General features: G+C 69.5%; 17 protein-coding genes. 3 read left to right on the plus strand and 14 right to left on the minus strand.

Translation table 11 applies throughout. The features are described 5' to 3' along the window. Window positions 1–2: 2 nt before the first annotated feature. From FCN22_RS06035 to FCN22_RS06045, 3 genes are all read right to left on the minus strand, one after another. Entirely contained in the window at window positions 3–539 is a 537-nt protein-coding gene (locus tag FCN22_RS06035; RefSeq protein WP_137120639.1) for an NADH-quinone oxidoreductase subunit C, read from the minus strand. Then, window positions 536–1096: an NADH-quinone oxidoreductase subunit NuoB gene (locus FCN22_RS06040; protein ID WP_137120736.1), complete on the minus strand. Its 561-nt coding sequence runs from the start codon at window positions 1094–1096 to the stop codon at window positions 536–538. Before FCN22_RS06040 ends, FCN22_RS06035 begins: the two co-directional genes overlap by 4 nt. A gap of 105 nt (window positions 1097–1201) precedes the next feature. Beyond that, the gene (locus tag FCN22_RS06045; RefSeq protein WP_444965514.1) at window positions 1202–1564 is read right to left on the minus strand and encodes an NADH-quinone oxidoreductase subunit A; all 363 of its coding nucleotides are present in this window, start codon (window positions 1562–1564) and stop codon (window positions 1202–1204) included. 179 nt (window positions 1565–1743) lie between these two features. Between FCN22_RS06045 and FCN22_RS06050 the strand changes: the two genes are divergently transcribed. Both FCN22_RS06050 and FCN22_RS06055 read left to right on the plus strand, forming a co-directional pair. Continuing rightward, window positions 1744–3645: a 2-oxoacid:acceptor oxidoreductase subunit alpha gene (locus FCN22_RS06050; RefSeq protein WP_137120640.1), complete on the plus strand. Its 1902-nt coding sequence runs from the start codon at window positions 1744–1746 to the stop codon at window positions 3643–3645. 52 nt (window positions 3646–3697) lie between these two features. Then, the gene (locus FCN22_RS06055; RefSeq protein ID WP_137120641.1) at window positions 3698–4780 is read left to right on the plus strand and encodes a 2-oxoacid:ferredoxin oxidoreductase subunit beta; all 1083 of its coding nucleotides are present in this window, start codon (window positions 3698–3700) and stop codon (window positions 4778–4780) included. Between the two features lie 76 nt (window positions 4781–4856). On the opposite strand, the gene FCN22_RS06060 is transcribed toward FCN22_RS06055, so the two are convergent. Continuing rightward, window positions 4857–5459: a heme-binding beta-barrel domain-containing protein gene (locus tag FCN22_RS06060; RefSeq protein ID WP_137120642.1), complete on the minus strand. Its 603-nt coding sequence runs from the start codon at window positions 5457–5459 to the stop codon at window positions 4857–4859. Between the two features lie 156 nt (window positions 5460–5615). Between FCN22_RS06060 and rarD the strand changes: the two genes are divergently transcribed. Beyond that, on the plus strand, window positions 5616–6590 hold the full coding sequence (gene rarD / locus FCN22_RS06065) for an EamA family transporter RarD (RefSeq protein WP_137120643.1): 975 nt from the start codon (window positions 5616–5618) through the stop codon (window positions 6588–6590). A gap of 14 nt (window positions 6591–6604) precedes the next feature. On the opposite strand, the gene FCN22_RS06070 is transcribed toward rarD, so the two are convergent. The 10 genes from FCN22_RS06070 to nuoH all read right to left on the minus strand — a co-directional run bounded on the left by FCN22_RS06070 (window position 6605) and on the right by nuoH (window position 18466). Continuing rightward, on the minus strand, window positions 6605–7930 hold the full coding sequence (locus FCN22_RS06070) for a D-arabinono-1,4-lactone oxidase (RefSeq protein ID WP_137120644.1): 1326 nt from the start codon (window positions 7928–7930) through the stop codon (window positions 6605–6607). Further along, window positions 7927–9084 carry an amino acid deaminase/aldolase gene (locus FCN22_RS06075; RefSeq protein WP_137120645.1) on the minus strand — a complete coding sequence of 386 codons (1158 nt, stop codon included), beginning with the start codon at window positions 9082–9084 and terminating at the stop codon, window positions 7927–7929. Before FCN22_RS06075 ends, FCN22_RS06070 begins: the two co-directional genes overlap by 4 nt. A 132-nt stretch (window positions 9085–9216) precedes the next feature. Then, window positions 9217–10221, minus strand: coding sequence for a polyprenyl synthetase family protein (locus tag FCN22_RS06080; protein ID WP_137120646.1), 1005 nt, complete (start codon window positions 10219–10221; stop codon window positions 9217–9219). 91 nt (window positions 10222–10312) lie between these two features. Further along, complete coding sequence (gene nuoN, locus FCN22_RS06085; RefSeq protein WP_137120738.1) at window positions 10313–11863, minus strand: NADH-quinone oxidoreductase subunit NuoN; 1551 nt, start codon at window positions 11861–11863, stop codon at window positions 10313–10315. An 8-nt stretch (window positions 11864–11871) separates the two neighbouring features. Further along, a complete protein-coding gene (locus FCN22_RS06090) occupies window positions 11872–13410 on the minus strand; it encodes an NADH-quinone oxidoreductase subunit M (RefSeq protein WP_137120647.1) in 1539 nt (512 codons plus the stop codon). Further along, window positions 13410–15350 carry an NADH-quinone oxidoreductase subunit L gene (nuoL, locus tag FCN22_RS06095; protein ID WP_137120648.1) on the minus strand — a complete coding sequence of 647 codons (1941 nt, stop codon included), beginning with the start codon at window positions 15348–15350 and terminating at the stop codon, window positions 13410–13412. The genes FCN22_RS06090 and nuoL overlap by 1 nt, the downstream gene beginning before the upstream one ends. Before the next feature lie 12 nt (window positions 15351–15362). Beyond that, window positions 15363–15662, minus strand: a complete 300-nt coding sequence (nuoK, locus tag FCN22_RS06100) for an NADH-quinone oxidoreductase subunit NuoK (protein WP_137120649.1) — start codon at window positions 15660–15662, stop codon at window positions 15363–15365. Then, window positions 15659–16432 (minus strand): NADH-quinone oxidoreductase subunit J, encoded by a 774-nt coding sequence (locus FCN22_RS06105; RefSeq protein ID WP_137120650.1) that lies wholly within the window; start codon window positions 16430–16432, stop codon window positions 15659–15661. Before FCN22_RS06105 ends, nuoK begins: the two co-directional genes overlap by 4 nt. Further along, entirely contained in the window at window positions 16429–17091 is a 663-nt protein-coding gene (nuoI, locus tag FCN22_RS06110; protein WP_202911430.1) for an NADH-quinone oxidoreductase subunit NuoI, read from the minus strand. The genes FCN22_RS06105 and nuoI overlap by 4 nt, the downstream gene beginning before the upstream one ends. Continuing rightward, window positions 17084–18466 carry an NADH-quinone oxidoreductase subunit NuoH gene (gene nuoH / locus FCN22_RS06115; protein ID WP_373681285.1) on the minus strand — a complete coding sequence of 461 codons (1383 nt, stop codon included), beginning with the start codon at window positions 18464–18466 and terminating at the stop codon, window positions 17084–17086. The genes nuoI and nuoH overlap by 8 nt, the downstream gene beginning before the upstream one ends.

Consider the following 18466-nt stretch of genomic DNA (forward strand, 5'->3'; position numbering starts at 1 on the left):
GCTCACCTCGGTCCCCACGACTCGTCGGGCACGCCGGGCGGCTGCAGCTTGCGCCGCTTGCCCCTGGCGGTGCCGCCGCCCGGCTCCTTCTCCCCCGGCCAGGCCTTGCTGGCCCGGGCGGCGAGCACGAACGACTTGCGCAGCGGGGTGCCCTCGAACCCGTCCGGCAGCAGCAGCGGCCGCAGGGTGTCGCCGAGCCCGTCGGCGAAACCGGTGAACTCGATGCCGAACATCTCGTGCGTCTCGCGCTCGTGCCAGGCCGCTCCCCGCCACAGGTCGGTCAGACTCGCGAGGCTGGTGCCCTCAGGCACACGCGTGCGCACCAGGACACGGCGCAGCGTCGCGGGGGGCCGGCCGGTGCCGGCCGCGGTGGCCATCAGGTGGCACACCACGTCGAAGCCGGCGTCCTCCTCGGCGTCGGTCTGGTCGACGGCCGTGAGCCAGTCGAAGTAGTCGAAGCCACCGTCGCGCAAGCCGGCGAGCGTCTCGTGCCACTCACCGACCACGACGTCCTGGTGGACCTGCTCCGCCGCGGTCACGGCTGCCGACCGGGTGGGGCCAGGGACGGGCGGGTGACCTCCGCCGCGGAAGCGGCGCGACCGGCATACTTGGTCCGGATTCCCTTGCTGCTCAAGGTTTCGGCCGCAATCTTCTCCTGCAGCTTGAGGATGCCCTGCAGCAGCGCCTCCGGACGCGGCGGGCAACCGGGGACGTAGACGTCGACGGGGATGATCTGGTCGACGCCCTTGGTCACGCAGTAGGAGTCCCAGTAGGGCCCGCCGCTGTTGGAGCAGGCGCCGAAGGAGATGACGTACTTCGGCTCCGGCATCTGGTCGTAGAGGCGCCGCACGGCCGGCGCCATCTTGTCGGTGACCGTGCCCGACACCACCATCAGGTCGGCCTGGCGCGGGCCGGGCGCAAACGGGATGACGCCCAACCGGATGAAGTCGTGCCGGGCCATCGAGGCCGAGATGAATTCGATGGCGCAGCAGGCGAGCCCGAAGTTGAACACCCACAGGCTGTAGCGCCGGCCCCAGTTGAGCACGACGCGCACCACCTTGGGTGCGTGCTCGGCCGCGAGGCCGACCCGGGGCATGGGCAGGTCGGTGGTCACGTCAGGTCCTCGCGAGGTGTCGGTGGCCGGGGCCCCGTGCAGTATCGGAGGCCGGGTGGCGGGGCAGCGGAGAACTTCGCGGGGTCATCAGAGCCACCTCAGCAGACCATGGCGCCAGGCGTGCGCGAGCCCGATCAGCAGGACGCCCACGAAGATGCCGACCTCGGCCAACGAGGCGAGCGCGAGGTCGCTCGAGCGGATCACCGTGGCCCAAGGGAAGAGGTAGACCGCGTCGACCGCGAAGATGACGTAGAGGAACGCGTAGAGGAAGTAGCGCACGTTGGTCTGGGCCCAGCCCTCGCCGACCGGGTCGACGCCGCACTCGTAGGTGGACTCCTTCGCCGGTGTGGGCGCGCTCGGGGCGATCAGCCGGCGGGCGCCCATGGCCGCGACGAAGAGGAGCACGCCCACGAGGACGACTCCACCGACGACGAGATAGGGCGACAGCACAGTGCGAGCCTAGTAGGCGGGCTGGGGTGCGGGGGGAAGCACCACCCGCGTGCCCCGGGCCGGTGAGGAGTGCCTTTCCTCACTCCGTTCGGCGAGGAACGACCCACCGGCCTACCATGGAAGGAGTGCCGTGCCGCACCTCGCACGGTCCCGCCCTCGACAGTTTGGTGACAGCAACGATGAGCAGCAAGCCCGTCCGGCGGGTGGACCGCGTGGTGATCCGGTTCGCCGGTGACTCCGGTGACGGTATGCAGCTGACGGGCGACCGGTTCACCTCGGAGACCGCCGCGTTGGGCAACGACCTGTCCACCCTGCCGAACTTCCCCGCCGAGATCCGTGCGCCGCAGGGCACGCTGCCCGGGGTGTCGAGCTTCCAGCTGCACTTCGCCGACCACGACGTACTGACGCCCGGCGACGCCCCGGACGTGCTGGTCGCGATGAATCCGGCGGCGCTCAAGGCCAACCTCGCCGACCTGCCGCGCGGCGCGATGATCATCGTCAACACCGACGAGTTCACCAAGCGCAACGTGGCCAAGGTCGGGTATGACGTGAGTCCCCTCGAGGACGACACGCTCGCCTCGTGGCACGTCCACGCGGTGGGCCTGACCTCGATCACGGTGAGCGCGCTCGCCGACTTCGACCTGTCCCGCAAGGACAAGGAGCGCGCCAAGAACATGTTCGCGCTGGGGCTGCTGCTGTGGCTCTACACCCGTCCGACGGACGGCACCGAACACTTCCTCAAGCGCAAGTTCGCCGACCAACCGGAGATCCTCGAGGCCAACCTCGCGGCGCTGCGGGCGGGCTTCAACTACGGCGAGACGACCGAGGACTTCGCCGTCACCTACGAGGTGGCGCCGGCGCCGATGGCTCCGGGCACCTACCGCAACATCACCGGCAACACCGCCCTCGTCTACGGCCTGGTCAGCGCCAGTCACCGCACCGGCCTGCCGATCGTGCTGGGCAGCTACCCGATCACGCCCGCCTCCGACATCCTGCACCTGCTCTCGAGCCTGAAGCGGCACGGCGTCACGACGCTGCAGGCCGAGGACGAGATCGCCGGCGTCGGCGCCGCGCTGGGCGCGGCCTTCGGCGGCGCGATCGGGGTGACCACCACCTCGGGGCCGGGCCTGGCCCTGAAGTCCGAGACGATCGGGCTCGGCGTCGCGCTCGAGCTGCCGCTGGTGGTCATCGACGTGCAGCGCGGCGGCCCCTCCACCGGGCTGCCCACCAAGACCGAGCAGTCCGACCTGCTGCAGGCGATGTTCGGCCGCAATGGCGAGTCGCCGGTGGCGGTCGTCGCGCCGCGGGCGCCGGGCGACTGCTTCGACACGGCCATGGAGGCGGTGCGGATCGCGACGACCCACCGCACGCCGGTGCTGCTGCTGTCGGACGGTTACCTCGCCAACGGCTCCGAGCCGTGGCGGATCCCGGAGGTCGCCGACCTGCCTGACCTGCAGGTCGACTTCGCCACCGAGACCAACGGGGTCAACGACGCCGGGGAGCCGGTGTTCCACCCCTTCCTGCGCGACCCGGAGACGCTGGCGCGCCCCTGGGCCGTCCCGGGCACCGCCGGCCTCGAGCACCGCATCGGCGGCCTGGAGAAGGCCGACGTGACCGGCAACATCTCCTACGACCCCGACAACCACGACACGATGGTGCGGTTGCGCGCCGAGAAGATCGCGCGGATCGCCGACCGGATCCCGCCGCTCGAGGTGGACGACCCCGATGGCGACGCCGAGGTGCTCGTGCTCGGCTGGGGCTCGACCTACGGGCCGATCGCGGCGGCCACCCGACTGGTGCGCAACACCGGGGCCAAGGTCGCTCGGGCCCACCTGCGCCACCTCAACCCGATGCCCGCCAACACCGGCGAGGTGCTGCGGTCCTACCGGCGCGTCATCGTGCCGGAGATGAACCTCGGCCAGCTCGCGCTGCTGTTGCGTGCCAAGTTCCTCGTGGACGTGCGCGGCTACAACACGGTGCGCGGGTTGCCGTTCAAGTCGGTCGAGCTCGCCGACGCGATCCGGGAGACCATTGCCGAGCCCCACGACCCCACCCACCCCGACACGGAGGTGTCCCGATGATTACACCCCACGAAGTTCTCCGCTTCGCTCCGATACTTCGCGGGGACCCCGCATGACCGCCCAGGACCTGGGTATGCCGCGTACCGGCACCGATGGTGTGCCTCGCCTGCCCGAGGACGCGCCGGCGCAGAAGAAGAAGGACTTCACCTCCGACCAGGAGGTGCGCTGGTGCCCGGGTTGCGGCGACTACGTCATCCTCGCGGCCGTGCAGGGATTCCTGCCCGAGCTCGGGCTCAAGCGCGAGAACATCGTCTTCGTCTCCGGTATCGGCTGCTCATCGCGCTTCCCCTACTACCTCAACACCTACGGGATGCACTCGATCCACGGTCGCGCGCCGGCGATCGCGACCGGGCTGGCCACCTCCCGACCGGACCTGTCGGTCTGGGTCATCACCGGTGACGGCGACGCGCTCTCGATCGGCGGCAACCACCTCATCCACGCGCTGCGCCGCAACGTCAACCTCAAGATCCTGCTGTTCAACAACAAGATCTACGGCCTGACCAAGGGGCAGTACTCCCCCACGTCCGAGGTCGGCAGCGTCACCAAGTCCACCCCGGTCGGCTCGGTGGACACACCGTTCAACCCGGTCTCGCTCGCCCTCGGCGCCGAGGCGAGCTTCGTCGCACGCACCATGGACTCCGACCGCAAGCACCTGACCGCCACGCTGCGGGCAGCCGCGGAGCACCGCGGCTCGGCCTTGGTCGAGATCTACCAGAACTGCCCGATCTTCAACGACGGCGCGTTCCAGTTGCTGAAGGACCGCGACGAGGCGCAGGCCCGGATCATCCACCTGGTCGACGGTGAGCCGGTCCGGGCCGGCGAGGACCACGTCGTGGTCCGCGACGCGACCGGCTCGTTGTCCGTGGTCGCCGAGGCGGACGCCGACCCCGCTGACATCGTCGTCCACGATGCGGGGGCGGCGGACCCGACCCGCGCGTTCGCCCTCTCCCGGTTGGACGACCCGAGCCAGCGGCACGTCCCGATGGGCATCTTCCGCGATGTGTCGCGTCCGACCTATGACGACCTGGTCCGCGCCCAGGTCGACGGTGCGATCGCGTCGGGCGGCGGCCCCGCCGGCGACGCCGACCTGACCTCGCTGCTGCACGGCAAGGACACCTGGACCGTCTCCGCCTGATCCGCGAGAACGCCGGGTCAGGCCCCCACGGTCCTGACCCGGCGCCACCCGTCGCAGCGATGCTGCGGTCGCAGGCTCAGGCGATCTCGACGCTCGGGTGGAAGCGCTTGACCCGGTGCAGCGTGTTGCGATCGGTGTGGTGCATCTCCGCACCGGTGGCGGCGAGCCGGAGGATGAGGTCGGAGGTGTAGGAGAACGTGCCGTCGTCGCCGAAGCTGAAGACACTCTCGAAGCCCTTGAGCTCCGCACGCTCGAGCAGGTACTTGTTCTGCAGGATGCCATAGCTGGGCTCACCCGGCGTCGCGTCGAAGCGCAGTTCCCTGTCGCCCAGGCTCGCGTCGCTGCCGGCGAGGATGGCGATCCCGCGCCCGAACACGACCGAGCGCATGATTTGGCCGTTGGCCTTGTCCCACAGCAGGTAGCCGACCTCGTCGTGGAAGGGGTCCATGGCCTCCTCGCCATGGCGCCAGGCCGTCATCTTGTAGTTCAGACCCTCCATGCTCTGCTGGCCGTTCTCCTGAGTGGGGATCGGGCTGAACACGGCGCGCTCGAAATAGCCGGTCTCGGTCGTGTCGTCGTCCTTGTTGTGGTACGAGAGGTCGATACCGACATCGCCTTCCCACTCGCCGACCAGTGGAGTCAAGGGTCCCAACTTCTGCGGGCCCAGCACTGCTGACATAGCTGCATCTCCTTCTCGCCGAGTCTTCTGCCCGGCCACCAAGATTGGAACGGTCCCAAACTACCGTGTCGCCACATCGACGATCACGGCGGTCAGACGCCGAGACGGAAACCATTTCGATTTGGAAGGCCTGCGAGGTCGGAGGAGAGTGGACCCGTGAGCCCCACCCCCACCGCGGCCGCCCAGCTCGCCCGCGACCAGGCGGACGCGCAACGCACGCGTACCGGCACGGCATACGGGCTGTCGGCCTACCTGCTGTGGGGGCTGTTCCCGCTCTACTTCCGCGCGCTCGAGCCCGGTGGGGCCTTCGAGATCCTCACCCACCGCATCCTGTGGACCCTCGTGCTCTGCACGGTCGTGCTCGGCATCAGGCGCGAGTTCGCTTGGGCCAGACCGTTGCTCACCTCTCCTCGTGCGCTCGGCGCGCTCGGCCTCGCCAGTGTGTTCATCGCCGCGAACTGGACGATCTACCTCGTCGCGGTGATGAGTGGCCACGTGACCGAGGCGGCCCTGGGCTACTTCCTCAACCCGCTGGTCACCGTCGGGCTGGGCGTGGTGGTCCTCGGGGAGAAGCTGCGCCCGCTGCAGTGGGTGGCCGTCGCGATCGGCGTGGTGGCCGCGGTCTACCTCAGCATCGACTACGGCCGGCCGCCCTGGATCTCCTTCTGCCTCGCCTTCAGCTTCGCGATGTACGGCTTGATGAAGAAGCGGATCGGCACCTCGCTCGGCGCGCTGCAGGGACTCACCGCCGAGGCCGCCATCCTCGCTCCCGTGGCCGCCGTGGTCCTCGGCGTGCTGACGTGGCAGGGGTCGACGACCTTCACCGTGCAGGCTCCCTGGCACGCGCTGCTGCTGGTCTCGACCGGTGTCGCGACAGCGGTGCCGCTGATCATGTTCGCCGCCGCCGCCCGCAGGGTGCCGCTGGTGAGCATCGGGCTGATGCAGTTCATCACCCCGGTGCTGCAGCTGCTCTGTGCCGTGCTGCTGCTCGGCGAGACGATGAGCAGCGGGCGCTGGATCGGCTTCGGGATCGTCTGGGTCGCGCTGGTCGCGCTCACCCTGGACTCGCTCACGTCGGCCCGGTCGCGCTCGCGCCGGCTGGCCCGGGCGGCCGAGTCCGCCGCCTGCTGAGCGTCGAGCGGACCTCAGGGCCCGAGGACCCGCTCGAGGTAGGCGTTGGCGAACATCCGCCCCGGGTCGACCCGGTCGTGGACCGCCCGGAAGTCGTCGAGGCGAGGGTAGAGCCCGCGCAGCCGCTCGACCCCGAGCGTGTGCAGCTTGCCCCAGTGCGGCCGGCCGTCGTGCTCGGCCACGATCGCCTCGAACGCCTCGAAGTAGCGGCGGTGCTCGAGCCGGTGGTACTGGTGCACCGCGAGGTAGCCGCCCGCCCGTTCGTAGCCGGTCGACAGCCACACGTCGTCCGCCGCGGCGAAGCGCACCTCGACCGGGAAGGGCAGCCGCTCGTCGTGGCCGTCGATCCAGGTGCGCAGCGCGGTGAGGACGTCGGGCACGGCGGCCCGCGGCACGGCATACTCACTCTCGCGGAAGACCACCCGGCGCGGTGAGGCGAAGACCCGGTACGAGTCGTCGGTGTAGCCGCGGGCGGTCAGTGCACGGCTGGCCACGGTGTTGATGCGCGGGACCAGGGAGGGGCGTCGCGCCGCCAACCGGTTGGTCCACTCGAAGACCGTGTTGGAGAGGAACTCGTCGTCGAGCGCCCGGCGCCAGCGCGGCAACGGGGCGCGGGTCGTGCCGACCGGCACCCGGTTGTTGCGCTTGGTGAGCGTGCGGTCCGTGTGGGGGAACCAGTAGAACTCGAAGTGGTCGTTGCCGTCGACGAGCTCATCGAGCCGGCCGAGCACCTCGCCCAGCGGTTCGGGCGCCTCGACCGCCTGCAACAGGAACGCCGGCGTGCACTGCAGCGTCACGTCGGTGACGATGCCCAGGGCTCCGAGTCCCACGCGCGCGGCCGCGAACAACTCGGGTTCCGCCGTCGGCGAGCACCGCACGATCCTGCCGTCGGCGAGCACCATCGTCAGTGCACGCACCTGACCGGCCAGCCCGGTCAGGGCGGCTCCGGTGCCGTGGGTGCCCGTGGCGATCGCGCCGGCGATGGTCTGCTCGTCGATGTCGCCGAGGTTGGCCATCGCCAGGCCGCGCTCGGCCAGCATCGGGTTGAGGTCGGCGAGACGGGTGCCGCCGCGCACGGTGACGAGTTCTCCGTCGACAGAGACGATCCCGGACATCCGGTCCAAGCGCATCAGCATGCTGTCGGCGACCGCGATCCCCGTGAAGGAGTGCCCGGAGCCGACCGCCTTGAGCCGGGCACCACGCTCTGCCGCCCGTCCGACGACCTCGACGACGGCATTGGCGCTCACCGGCGCGAAGGTCTCGCTGGGCCGCGCCGACTCGAGTCCGGACCAGTTCGTCCAGACCGCCGGTTTGCTTGCCCCTGCAGGTGGTCGGCTCAACCGAAGTTCATCCCCTCACCGCGATAGGTCGGCACCGTCGCCACGACCTCGCCGTCGTGGACGAGGTGCACCTCGTCGAGCCGCTCACACAGCTCGCCCGCCTTGGCGTGCCGGAACCACACCGGGTCGCCGATGAATAGGTGCCGTGCAGCCTCCCCCGACAACGGGGTCTGCACCTCTCCAGCCCCCTCGTTCCGCAACAACCGCAGGCCCTCCGGGTGACAGGGCTGCGGCACCCGCGACCAACCGGGCGGGCCGGAGGCGATGTAGCCACCGCTGAAGCAGGTGGCCACGTCGGGGGCGGGGCGTCGCACCACGGGCAGGACGAGGTATGCCGCGTGCTCCGGTGAGAAGTCGCGGTAGCCGTCGAACAGGGTCGGGCCGTAGAGACCGGAGCCGGCGGCGAGCTCGGTGAGGTGCGGGTCGCGACCGGTGACGTGGAGGCTGCCGGTGCCACCGCCGTTGACGATCTCGAGGTCGGCGTAGGGACGGACGGCGCGCACGACGGCTCCACGCCTCGCGAGCAGCTCCCGCGCCGACAGGCGCTTGACGAGCCGGACGGCCGGCGACGAGTCCGGCAACCCCGCGATCTGCGCGTCGTAGAACATCAGCCCGACGAGCCGCACCCCCGGTACCTCGGCGATCCGGCGGGCGGCTCGGGCGGCCTGGTCGGGCGTGTGCACCGGCGAGCGCCGCACCCCGAGGTGGGCGGGTCCGATTCGGAGCGAGGCATCGACCTCGAGGCACACCCGGACCGGGCGCGCGCGGTCCGCGGCCGAGGCGAGCACGGCGACGTGGCCCGGGTGATCGACCATGACGGTGATCGCCGAGGTCAGCACCGGCTCGGCGGCCAGCTCGGCCATCGCGGCCCGGTCCACGCTGGGATAGGCCAGCAGGACCTCGGTCTGGCCGTGCCGGACCAGCCAGATCGCCTCGCGCAGTGAGTAGGCCATGACCCCGGCGAAACCGGGCCGCTCCAGCACCTGCTCGAGCAGCGGGCGGCAGCGCACCGACTTCGAGGCGACCCGGATCGGCAGGCCACCGGCTCGGCGCACGAGGTCCTGGGCGTTGGCCCGGAATGCCGCCAGGTCGACGACCCCGCAGGGCGCCGCCAGGTGTGCGACGGCCCGGACCACGCTCTCGGGAACACTCACGTGTCGAGCGTAGCCACCCGGCGTGTCCGGCCCGTGCTCACCTCGGGCCGCATTGCTCGCCTCAGGCCGGTCGCCGGGGCCTGCGGATCGGCCTGGGTGGAGCAAACCGGCCGGGAGGGAGCACAGTCCGGGTCAGCCGGCGCGGCGGGCGACACCGACGGCGAGGGCCCGCAGGGCGTCGAGGGCCGGGCTCTCCCCCAGCGGGTCCAGGATGTGCTGAGCCTGTCGGGCCACTGCGTCGGTGTGCATGCGGGCGTGCTCGACGGCCTCGTGCTTGCGCAGCAGGCCCAGCGTCTCCGCGTGCAGCGCGTCGTCGCGCAGGTCGGAGGCGAGCAGCTCCTTGAGCCGGTCGTCCGCCGGGTCGGTGGAGGCCAGCGCATACAGCACGGGCAGGGTGGCGACACCCTCGCGCAGGTCGGTGCCGGGGGTCTTGCCCGACTCGGCCGAGTCGGACGTGATGTCGAGCAGGTCGTCGGCCAGCTGGAAGGCCATGCCCAGCAGCTCGCCGTAGTGCCGGCAGATCTCGACCGTCTCTGGCGGACAGCCGGAGAACATCGCGCCGTAGCGGGCGGCGGTGGCGACCAGTGCGCCGGTCTTGTCCTCCAGCACCCCGAGGTAGTAGTCGACCGGGTCGGCTCCCTCCGGAGCGGGCCGGTCGTCGCGGATCTGTCCGACGCACAGCCGCACGAACGTCTGCGACTGGATGAGCACGGCCTCCGCGCCCAGTCCCGCCACCAGCTCGGACGCCTTCGCGAAGAGCAGGTCTCCGACGAGGATGGCGGTCGAGTTGTCGTAGGCGGCGTTGACGCTCGCGACGGCACGGCGCACGGTGGCGGCGTCCATGACGTCGTCGTGGTAGAGCGACGCGAGGTGGGTCAGCTCGACGGCCGTCGCGGCGTCGATGACCTCGTCGGTGCAGTCCTTGCCGAGCTCGGCGGTCAGCAGGGTCAGCAGCGGGCGGAACCGCTTGCCGCCCGCAGCCGTCAGGTGCGCGGAGGCCGCCGCGATGAAGGTGTCCTCGTGGTCCACGACGCTGCGGACCCGCTGGTCCACCCGGACCAGACCCTGCTGCAGGCGCTCGGTCAGCTCGGGCGAAGCGCTCGGCAGGGCCAGGGTCGGCGACGCGGCTCCGCTCACGCGGAGCCGCCGTGAGTATCGGAGGCCGGGGCCCCCGCGAAGTACCGGAGCGCAACGGAGGACTTCGTGGGGTGGCCCTCGTGGGGTGTGGTCATCGCAGGAACAAGGTGGACTGGGACGCGAGGTCCAGCAGCGGGGACGGGATGATGCCGAGCCACAGGGTCACGAGGGTGCCGAGGCTGATGCACAGCGTCGACATCACGGTAGGTGTCATCACCATCGTGTCGCCCGCCGGCTCGGAGAAGTACATGAGCACGATGATGCGGATGTAGACGAAGGCGGTGATGCCGCTGCAGATGATGCCGACGATGACCAGCCAGGTTCCGCCGCCTGCGACCGCCGCCGCGAACACGGCGAACTTGGCGGTGAAGCCGGAGGTCAGCGGGATGCCGGTGAAGGCCAGCAGCAGGAACGCGAACACGCCGGCGACGATCGGACTGCGCTTGCCCAGCCCGGCCCACTGCGACAGGTGGGTGGCCTCGTTGCCCGACGAACGGACCAGCGCCACGATCGCGAAGGCCGCGATCGTCATGAAGCCGTAGGCGACCAGGTAGAACAGCGTGCTCGAGACGCCCTTCTGGTTGAGCGCCAGCACCCCGACCAGGATGAATCCGGCGTGGGCGATGGAGGAGTAGGCCAGCAGCCGCTTCATGTCGGTCTGGGTCACCGACAACACCGCGCCGACCACCATGGTCAGGATCGCCACGCCCCACAGGATAGGCATCCAGTCCCAGCGCACGCCCTCGAAGGCGACGTAGAGCACCCGCAGCAGCGCGCCGAAGGCCGCCACCTTGGTGCCCGCGGCCATGAAGCCGGTGACCGGGCTGGGCGCGCCCTGGTAGACGTCGGGAGTCCACGCGTGGAACGGCGCGGCACCGACCTTGAAGAGCAGCCCGACCACGACGAGCAGGACGCCCGGGATGAGCAACCCGTCCATGCCCGACTGGTTCTGGACCGCCGTGGCGATGTCGGACAGCTCGAGCGAGCCGGCGTAGCCGTAGATCAGGGCCGCGCCGAACAGGAAGAAGGCCGAGGAGAACGCCCCGAGCAGGAAGTACTTCAGCGAGGCTTCCTGCGACAGGAGGCGTCGGCGCCGCGCCAGGCCGGACAGGATGTAGAGCGGCAGCGAGAGCACCTCGAGCGCCACGAACATCACCAGCAGGTCGGCGGAGGCCGGGAAGAGCATCATCCCCGCGACCGCGAAGAGGGTGAGCGGGAAGACCTCGGTGGAGGTGGCTCCGAGCCGCACTGCCGCTGCCTCGCGTGGCGAGCCGGGGACGGCCGCGCCGGACTGCGTGAAGGCGTCGGCCTCGTCGGCGGTGAACCGTTCGGCCATCGCGAGCACGCCGACCGCCGCCAGCGCGACGATGACGCCCTGGAAGATCAGCGCCGGACCGTCGATGACCACGGCACCGGCCGCGGTGATGCCCTGGTGGTCGCGCGCGCTGGTCGCGATCGCGACCAGCGCCGCCACCAGCGTGAGCAGCGTGAGCGTCACCTGCGCCTCGTGCCGGAAACGGCGCGGTGCGAAGGCCTCGATGAGCACGCCGATCATCGCCCCACCGAACACGAGGAGCATGGGCAGGACAGCCGCGTAGCTGATCTGCGTCATGACGAATTCCGTCGGCAGGGCTCCTGCCATGGAGGCGATCACTTGGTGCTCCCCTCAGCAGTCGTGCCGATGGACGGCGGCGGGTCGGTGACGCCGACGTGTTGCAGCGTCGTGTTCACGGCGGGCCGGATGACGTCGAGCACCGGCTTGGGGTAGACCCCGAGGCCGAGCATCACGATCACCAAGGGGGCCACCACCCAGCGTTCGCGGTGCGACATGTCCTTCGTGCCGGCATACTGCTCGGGCTTCGGACCGGTCATGGTGCGCATGTACCACAGCAGGATGTAGAGGGCGGCCAGGACGATGCCCAGCGTGGCGATGATCGCGGCGGCCTTGTAACGCTCGAACGTGCCCACCAGCACGAGGAACTCGGAGACGAACGAGTTCAGCCCGGGCAGCGCCAGCGTGGACATGCCGGCCAGCAGGAAGACTCCGGCGATGACCGGTGTGATCCGCTGCCAGCCGGTGTAGTCGGGGATGAACTTCGACCCGCGCCGCTGCACGAGCATGCCGGCGATGATGAACAGGGCTGCGGTGGTGAAGCCGTGGTTGACCATGTAGAGCGTCGAACCGTAGCCACCGACGGTCGTCATCGCGAAGATGCCCAGCACCATGAACCCGAAGTGGCTGACCGAGGTGTAGGCGATCAGGCGCATCATGTCGGTCTGGCCGATCGCCAGCAGTGCACCGTAGATGACCGAGATCACGGCCAGCACGATGATCACCGGTGTGGCCCAGCGACTGGCGTCGGGGAACAGCTGCAGGCAGAACCGGATCATCCCGAAGGTGCCGACCTTGTCCAGGATGCCCACCAGCAGCACGGCCGTCGCAGGCTTGGCCTCCGTCGCGGCGTCCGGCAGCCAGGTGTGCACCGGCCACATCGGGGCCTTGACCGCGAACGCGAAGAAGAACCCGAGGAACATCAGCCGTTCGGCGGTCGGGTCGATCTGCAGGCCGGTGAGCCGCTCGATGAGGAAGCCCTCGGAGCCGCCGGGTCCGTAGAGGTAGAGCGCGATGACGGCCACGAGCATGACCAGGCCACCGACCAGCGAGTAGAGCAGGAACTTCACCGCTGCGTAGTGGCGCTGTTCACCGCCGAACGACCCGATCAGGAAGTAGACGGGGACGAGCATGGCCTCGAAGAACACGTAGAAGAGGAAGACGTCGGTCGAGGAGAACACCCCGATGATGAACATCTCCAACACCAGCATCAGCGCGAAGTAGCCCTGCTGCCGCCGACCCGTCTCGGGCACGTCGTTCCAGGCGGCCAGCAGGCACACGGGGACGAGGACCACGCTCATCAGGATCAGCACGAGCGCGATCCCGTCGACGCCGAGCGCATAGCTGACGCCGAACTCCGGGATCCAGGAGTGCTTCTCGACGAGCTGGAACTGTCCCGAGCCCCCCGAGGTCTGGAACTGGGTCGCCGCCGCGATCGCCACCCCGAGGGTGACCAGCGCGAAGCCCAACGCGATCTCGCGCGCCCTGCCTGCGAGGCCCTTGGGCAGCAGCGCCACGACGGCGGAGCCGACGAGCGGCACCGCGCCGAGGACGGTCAACCAGGGAAAGCTTGACATCACTGCACCACCCACAGGGCACCGAGGATCACGACGACGCCACCCAGCATCGTCAGGGCATAGGAGCGGACAAAGCCGTTCTGGACCCGCCGCGCGCGGGCGGACAGCCCGCCGACGAAGGCGGCCAGACCACCGACCCCGCCGTCGATGCCCTTGTTGTCGGCGAACACCAGGGACCGGGTCAGGTGGATCCCGGGGCGCATGAAGAGGCCCTCGTTGATGTCGTCCTGGAAGAGGTCACGGCGCGCGGCGCGCGTTGCGAGCGACCCGACGGGCGCGACCACGGGGACGCTCTCACGCAGGTAGCGCCACCAGGCCAAGGCGATGCCGGCTGCGACGAGCAGCAGGGTGAGCACCGTCAGGACCGGCACGGAGAGCACCGGCTCGTGCCCGCCCTCCGCCGACCCGACGACCGGCTCGAGCCAGCTGGTGATGATGCCGGTCGGTCCGAGGATCAGGCCCAGACCGGCGGAGCCGACGGCGAGGATGATCATCGGCACCGTCATGGACAGCGGCGCCTCGTGTGGGTGCTGGTCGTCGGTCCAACGACGCTTCCCGTGGAAGGTCATGAAGAACAGCCGGGACATGTAGAACGCGGTGATGCCGGCGCCGATGAGCGCGGCCAGGCCGAAGACCCAGGGCCGCCAGCCCTCCCCGACGAAGGCCGCCTCGATGATCTTGTCCTTGGACCAGAACCCGGCGAAGGGCGGCACGCCCATGATCGCCAGCCAGCCCAGCCCGAACGTCACCCAGGTGATCTTCATCAGCGTCGCGAGCCCGCCGAACCGACGCATGTTGACCTGGTCGTCCATGGCGTGCATGACCGAGCCGGCGCCGAGGAACATCCCGGCCTTGAAGAAGCCGTGCGTGAGCAGGTGGAAGATCGCGAAGGCGTAGCCGATCGGGCCGAGGCCCGCGGCCAGCATCATGTAGCCGATCTGGCTCATGGTCGAGGCGGCGAGGGCCTTCTTGAGGTCGTCCTTGGCGCAGCCGACGACCGCTCCGTAGAGCAGGGTGACCGCACCGACGATGACCACGATGAGCTGCGCCGTGGGCGCGAGGTCGAACAGCACGTGGCTGCGCACCACGAGGTAGACGCCGGCGGTCACCATCGTCGCCGCGTGGATCAGCGCGGAGACGGGGGTAGGGCCCGCCATGGCGTCACCGAGCCAGCTCTGCAGGGGGAACTGGGCCGACTTGGCGCACGCACCGAGCAGCAGCATCAGCCCGATCGCGGTCAGGATGCCCTCGCTCGCCTGCGAGGCCGCGGCGTTGACGCCCGCGAAGTCGGTGCGGCCGAACTCGACGAACATCAGCATGATCGCGATGGACATGCCGACGTCACCGACCCGGTTGGCGAAGAACGCCTTGTTGCCCGCGCTGGCGTAGGCCGGGTTGTGGTACCAGAACCCGATCAGCAGGTAGGACGCGAGACCCACGCCTTCCCACCCGGCATACAGCATCAGGTAGTTGTCGGAGAGGACCACGGTGAGCATCGCCGCGACGAAGAGGTTGAGGTAGGCGAAGAACCGGCGCTTGTCGGAGTCGCCCTCCATGTAGCCCAGCGAGTAGACGTGGATGAGGGACCCGACGAAGGTGACCAGCAGCACGAAGGTGATCGACAGCGGGTCGAGCAGCAGGCTGGCGTTGACGTCGAAGGTGCCGGCCGGAACCCACGAGAACAGGTGGAGCGTGTGGGACCGGTCGGAGGGGTCCGCGCCCATCATCGAGATCGCGATGAGGACGCCGACGACACAGGCTGCCCACGACAGCAGCACGGCGATCATCGGGCCGGCCTTGTCCAGCACCCGGCCGCCGAACAGGAGCAGGGCGGCGCCGAACAGCGGGAAGGCCAGCAGCAGCCATGCGTATGACGTCACGCCAGTGGCCGCGGACGTCGCCGCGGGCTCGCTGGACGCGAGTGTGATGAGGGTATGCACGCCGCTCGCTCCTTACAGCTTCAGCAGGTTGGCATCGTCGACCGAGGCCGAGCGACGGGCACGGTAGATGGACATGATGATGGCGAGGCCGACCACGACCTCCGCCGCGGCCACGACCATCACGAACAAGGCGATCGCCTGGCCGTCGAGCTGGCCGTTCATCCGGGCGAACGTCACGAACGCGAGGTTGGTCGCGTTGAGCATGAGCTCGACCCCCATGAACACCACGATCGCGTTGCGGCGCACCAGCACCACCGCCGAACCGATCGCGAACAGGATCGCGGACAGGTAGATGTAGTTGACGAGGCTCATTCCCGGGAACCCTCCTCGATGTCGCGCTCGATAGCTCGCTCGGCGGAGTCGTAGTCGTCCGGCCGGGTGATCTGGTCACGCGCGACGAGCACCCGCGAGACGGACAGCTCGCTGGGCGTGCCGTCCGGCAGCAGCGCCGGGGTGTCCACCGCGTTGTGCCGGGCGTAGACACCGGGCGCGGGCAGGCCGGCCACGTGCTGTCCACGGCGGAAGCGGCGCTCGGCCCACTCGCGCTGGGTGCGCTTCGGGGTGAGCCGCTCCCGGTGGGCGAGCACCATCGCCCCGAGCGCGGCGGTGATCAGCAGCGCGCTGGTGACCTCGAAGACCCAGACGTACTTGCCGAAGATCAGGTCGGCCATGCCCGACACGTTGCCGCCGGAGTTGGCCTGGGCCAGACCGACCGGCTTGCCGAAGGTGACGGATCCGACGGTGCTGGTCAGCAGCACCGCCAGTCCGACGGCGAGGACGAACGCGGCCCACTTCTGTCCCTTGATCGTCTCGACCAGGGAGTCGGACGAGTCGACGCCGACCAGCATGACGACGAACAGGAACAGCATCATGACCGCGCCGGTGTAGACGAAGATCTGGATGATGCCGAGGAAGTCGGCCTGTTGGGCGATGTAGAAGATGCCCAGGCAGACCATGACCAGGGCGGTGCCCATGGCCGCGTGCACGGCCTTCTTGGCGAAGATCAACCCGAGGGCGCCGAACACGGTGATCGGGGCCAGGATCCAGAAGAGGACCGCCTCCGACGTGCCGGTTCCGTTCACTTGGTGACACCACCTTCCAGGTGGCCCGCGACAGGCTGCGCCGTGGTGTCGTCGTTCGCCGCGTCCGCCGCTTCGTCCTGGTCCCGGACCCACGCCTCCTGCTCCGGGGTGGCCTTCTCGACCTTGCCGCGGTAGTAGTCGCGCTCGGTCGTCCCGGCCACCATCGGGTGCGGCGGCTGCAGCATGCCCTGCCGCAACGGGGCGAGCAGCTGGTCCTTCTCGAAGATCAGGTCACCACGGTTGTCGTCCGCGAGCTCGTACTCGTTGGTCATCGTCAGGGCCCGCGTCGGGCAGGCCTCGATGCAGTAGCCGCAGAAGATGCAGCGCAGGTAGTTGATCTGGTAGACGCGGCCATAGCGCTCCCCCGGGGAGAACCGGCCCGCGCCTCCCTCGGTGTCGTCGTTGTCGGCGCCCTCCACGAAGATGGCATCCGCCGGGCAGGCCCACGCGCACAGCTCGCAGCCGACGCACTTCTCGAGCCCGTCGGGGTGGCGGTTGAGCTGGTGCCGCCCGTGGTAGCGCGGCTGGGTGGGTCGCTTCTCCTCGGGGTACTCCTCCGTCGCGACCTTGCGGAACATCGTCGCGAAGGTGACGCCGAACCCACCGACCGGCGCGAACAGGTCGGAGAGGAAGTAGTCACGCTGCTTGTCGTCAGCCACTGGTGTCCTCCGAAGTGGTCGGGCTGGGCGAGCTGGCTGCCACCGGCTCGGGGAGCGCGGGAGCCGCGTCCACACGCTCCGGCTCGCGCAGGGTCTGGCCGGGCATGGGCGGGATGGGGTGGCCGCCCGCGAACGGGTCGATCTCCTCCGGCAGCGGCCGGTCCGCCGCTTCCTCGGCCGCGGCCCGTTTGCCGTCCCAGACCCATGAGGCCGCCAGGGCGATCGCCCCGATGACACCCACCACGATGATCGTCGCCCGCCAGGTGTTGTCACCCAGGAAGGACAGCTGCGCGCCGCGGATGAAGGCCACCGCCACCACCCACAACAGGGTGCCCGGGATCAGGAACTTCCACCCGAACCGCATGAACTGGTCATACCGCACCCGCGGCAGCGACCCACGCAGCCACACGAAGAAGAACATGAACAGCCACAGCTTGATGAGGAACCACAGCAGGCCCCACCAGCCCTCGTTGAACATCCCGTCGTTGATCGCCGCGATCCCCGGAGGCGCCTGCCACCCGCCGAGGAACAGCGTGGTGGCCAGGGCCGAGACGGTGAACATGTTGACGTACTCGCCCAGGAAGAACATGGCGAACTTCAGTGAGCTGTATTCCGTGTGGAACCCACCGGTCAGCTCGCCCTCGCCCTCGGCGAGGTCGAACGGCAGCCGGTTGGTCTCCCCCACCATGGTGATCACGTAGACGATGAACGAGAAGAACGCCGGGATGATGTACCAGAGACCGCTCTGGCTCGCGACGATCTGGCTGGTCGACATCGAGCCCGCGTAGATGAACACCGCCACCAGGGCCAGACCCATCGCGATCTCATAGGAGATCACCTGTGCGGTCGAGCGGAGCCCGCCGATCAGCGGATAGGTCGAGCCGGAGGACCAGCCCGCCAGGATGGTCCCGTAGACCCCCACCCCCGCGACCGCCAGCACCAGCAGCACCGCCACCGGGGTGTCGGTCAGCTGCAGCGGGGTGCGGTGCCCGAACATCGACACCTCACCGCCGAGCGGGATGATCGCGAAGGACACGAACGCCATCGACCCGGCGATGATCGGCGCGAGCACGAACATGATCTTGTCCGCGTTCTTCGGCGTCAGGTCCTCCTTGAGCGCCAGCTTCACGCCGTCGGCCAACGTCTGCAGCAGCCCGAACGGGCCCGTCCGGTTGGGGCCCGGCCGCTGCTGCATCCGGCCGATCACGCGCCGCTCGAACCAGATCACGATCAGCGTCTGCACCAGCAGGATGACGAAGAGGAACAGGGCCTTGATCAGCGACAGCCACCACGGGGTGTCGCTGAAGTCGGCCACGGGGTTGTCCGTGGTCGGCACCAGGGCCTGGACCGCGCTGAGGTCGAGTGCTCCGACCAT

This window comes from Segeticoccus rhizosphaerae (assembly GCF_005222685.1).
GTDB lineage: Bacteria > Actinomycetota > Actinomycetes > Actinomycetales > Dermatophilaceae > Segeticoccus > Segeticoccus rhizosphaerae.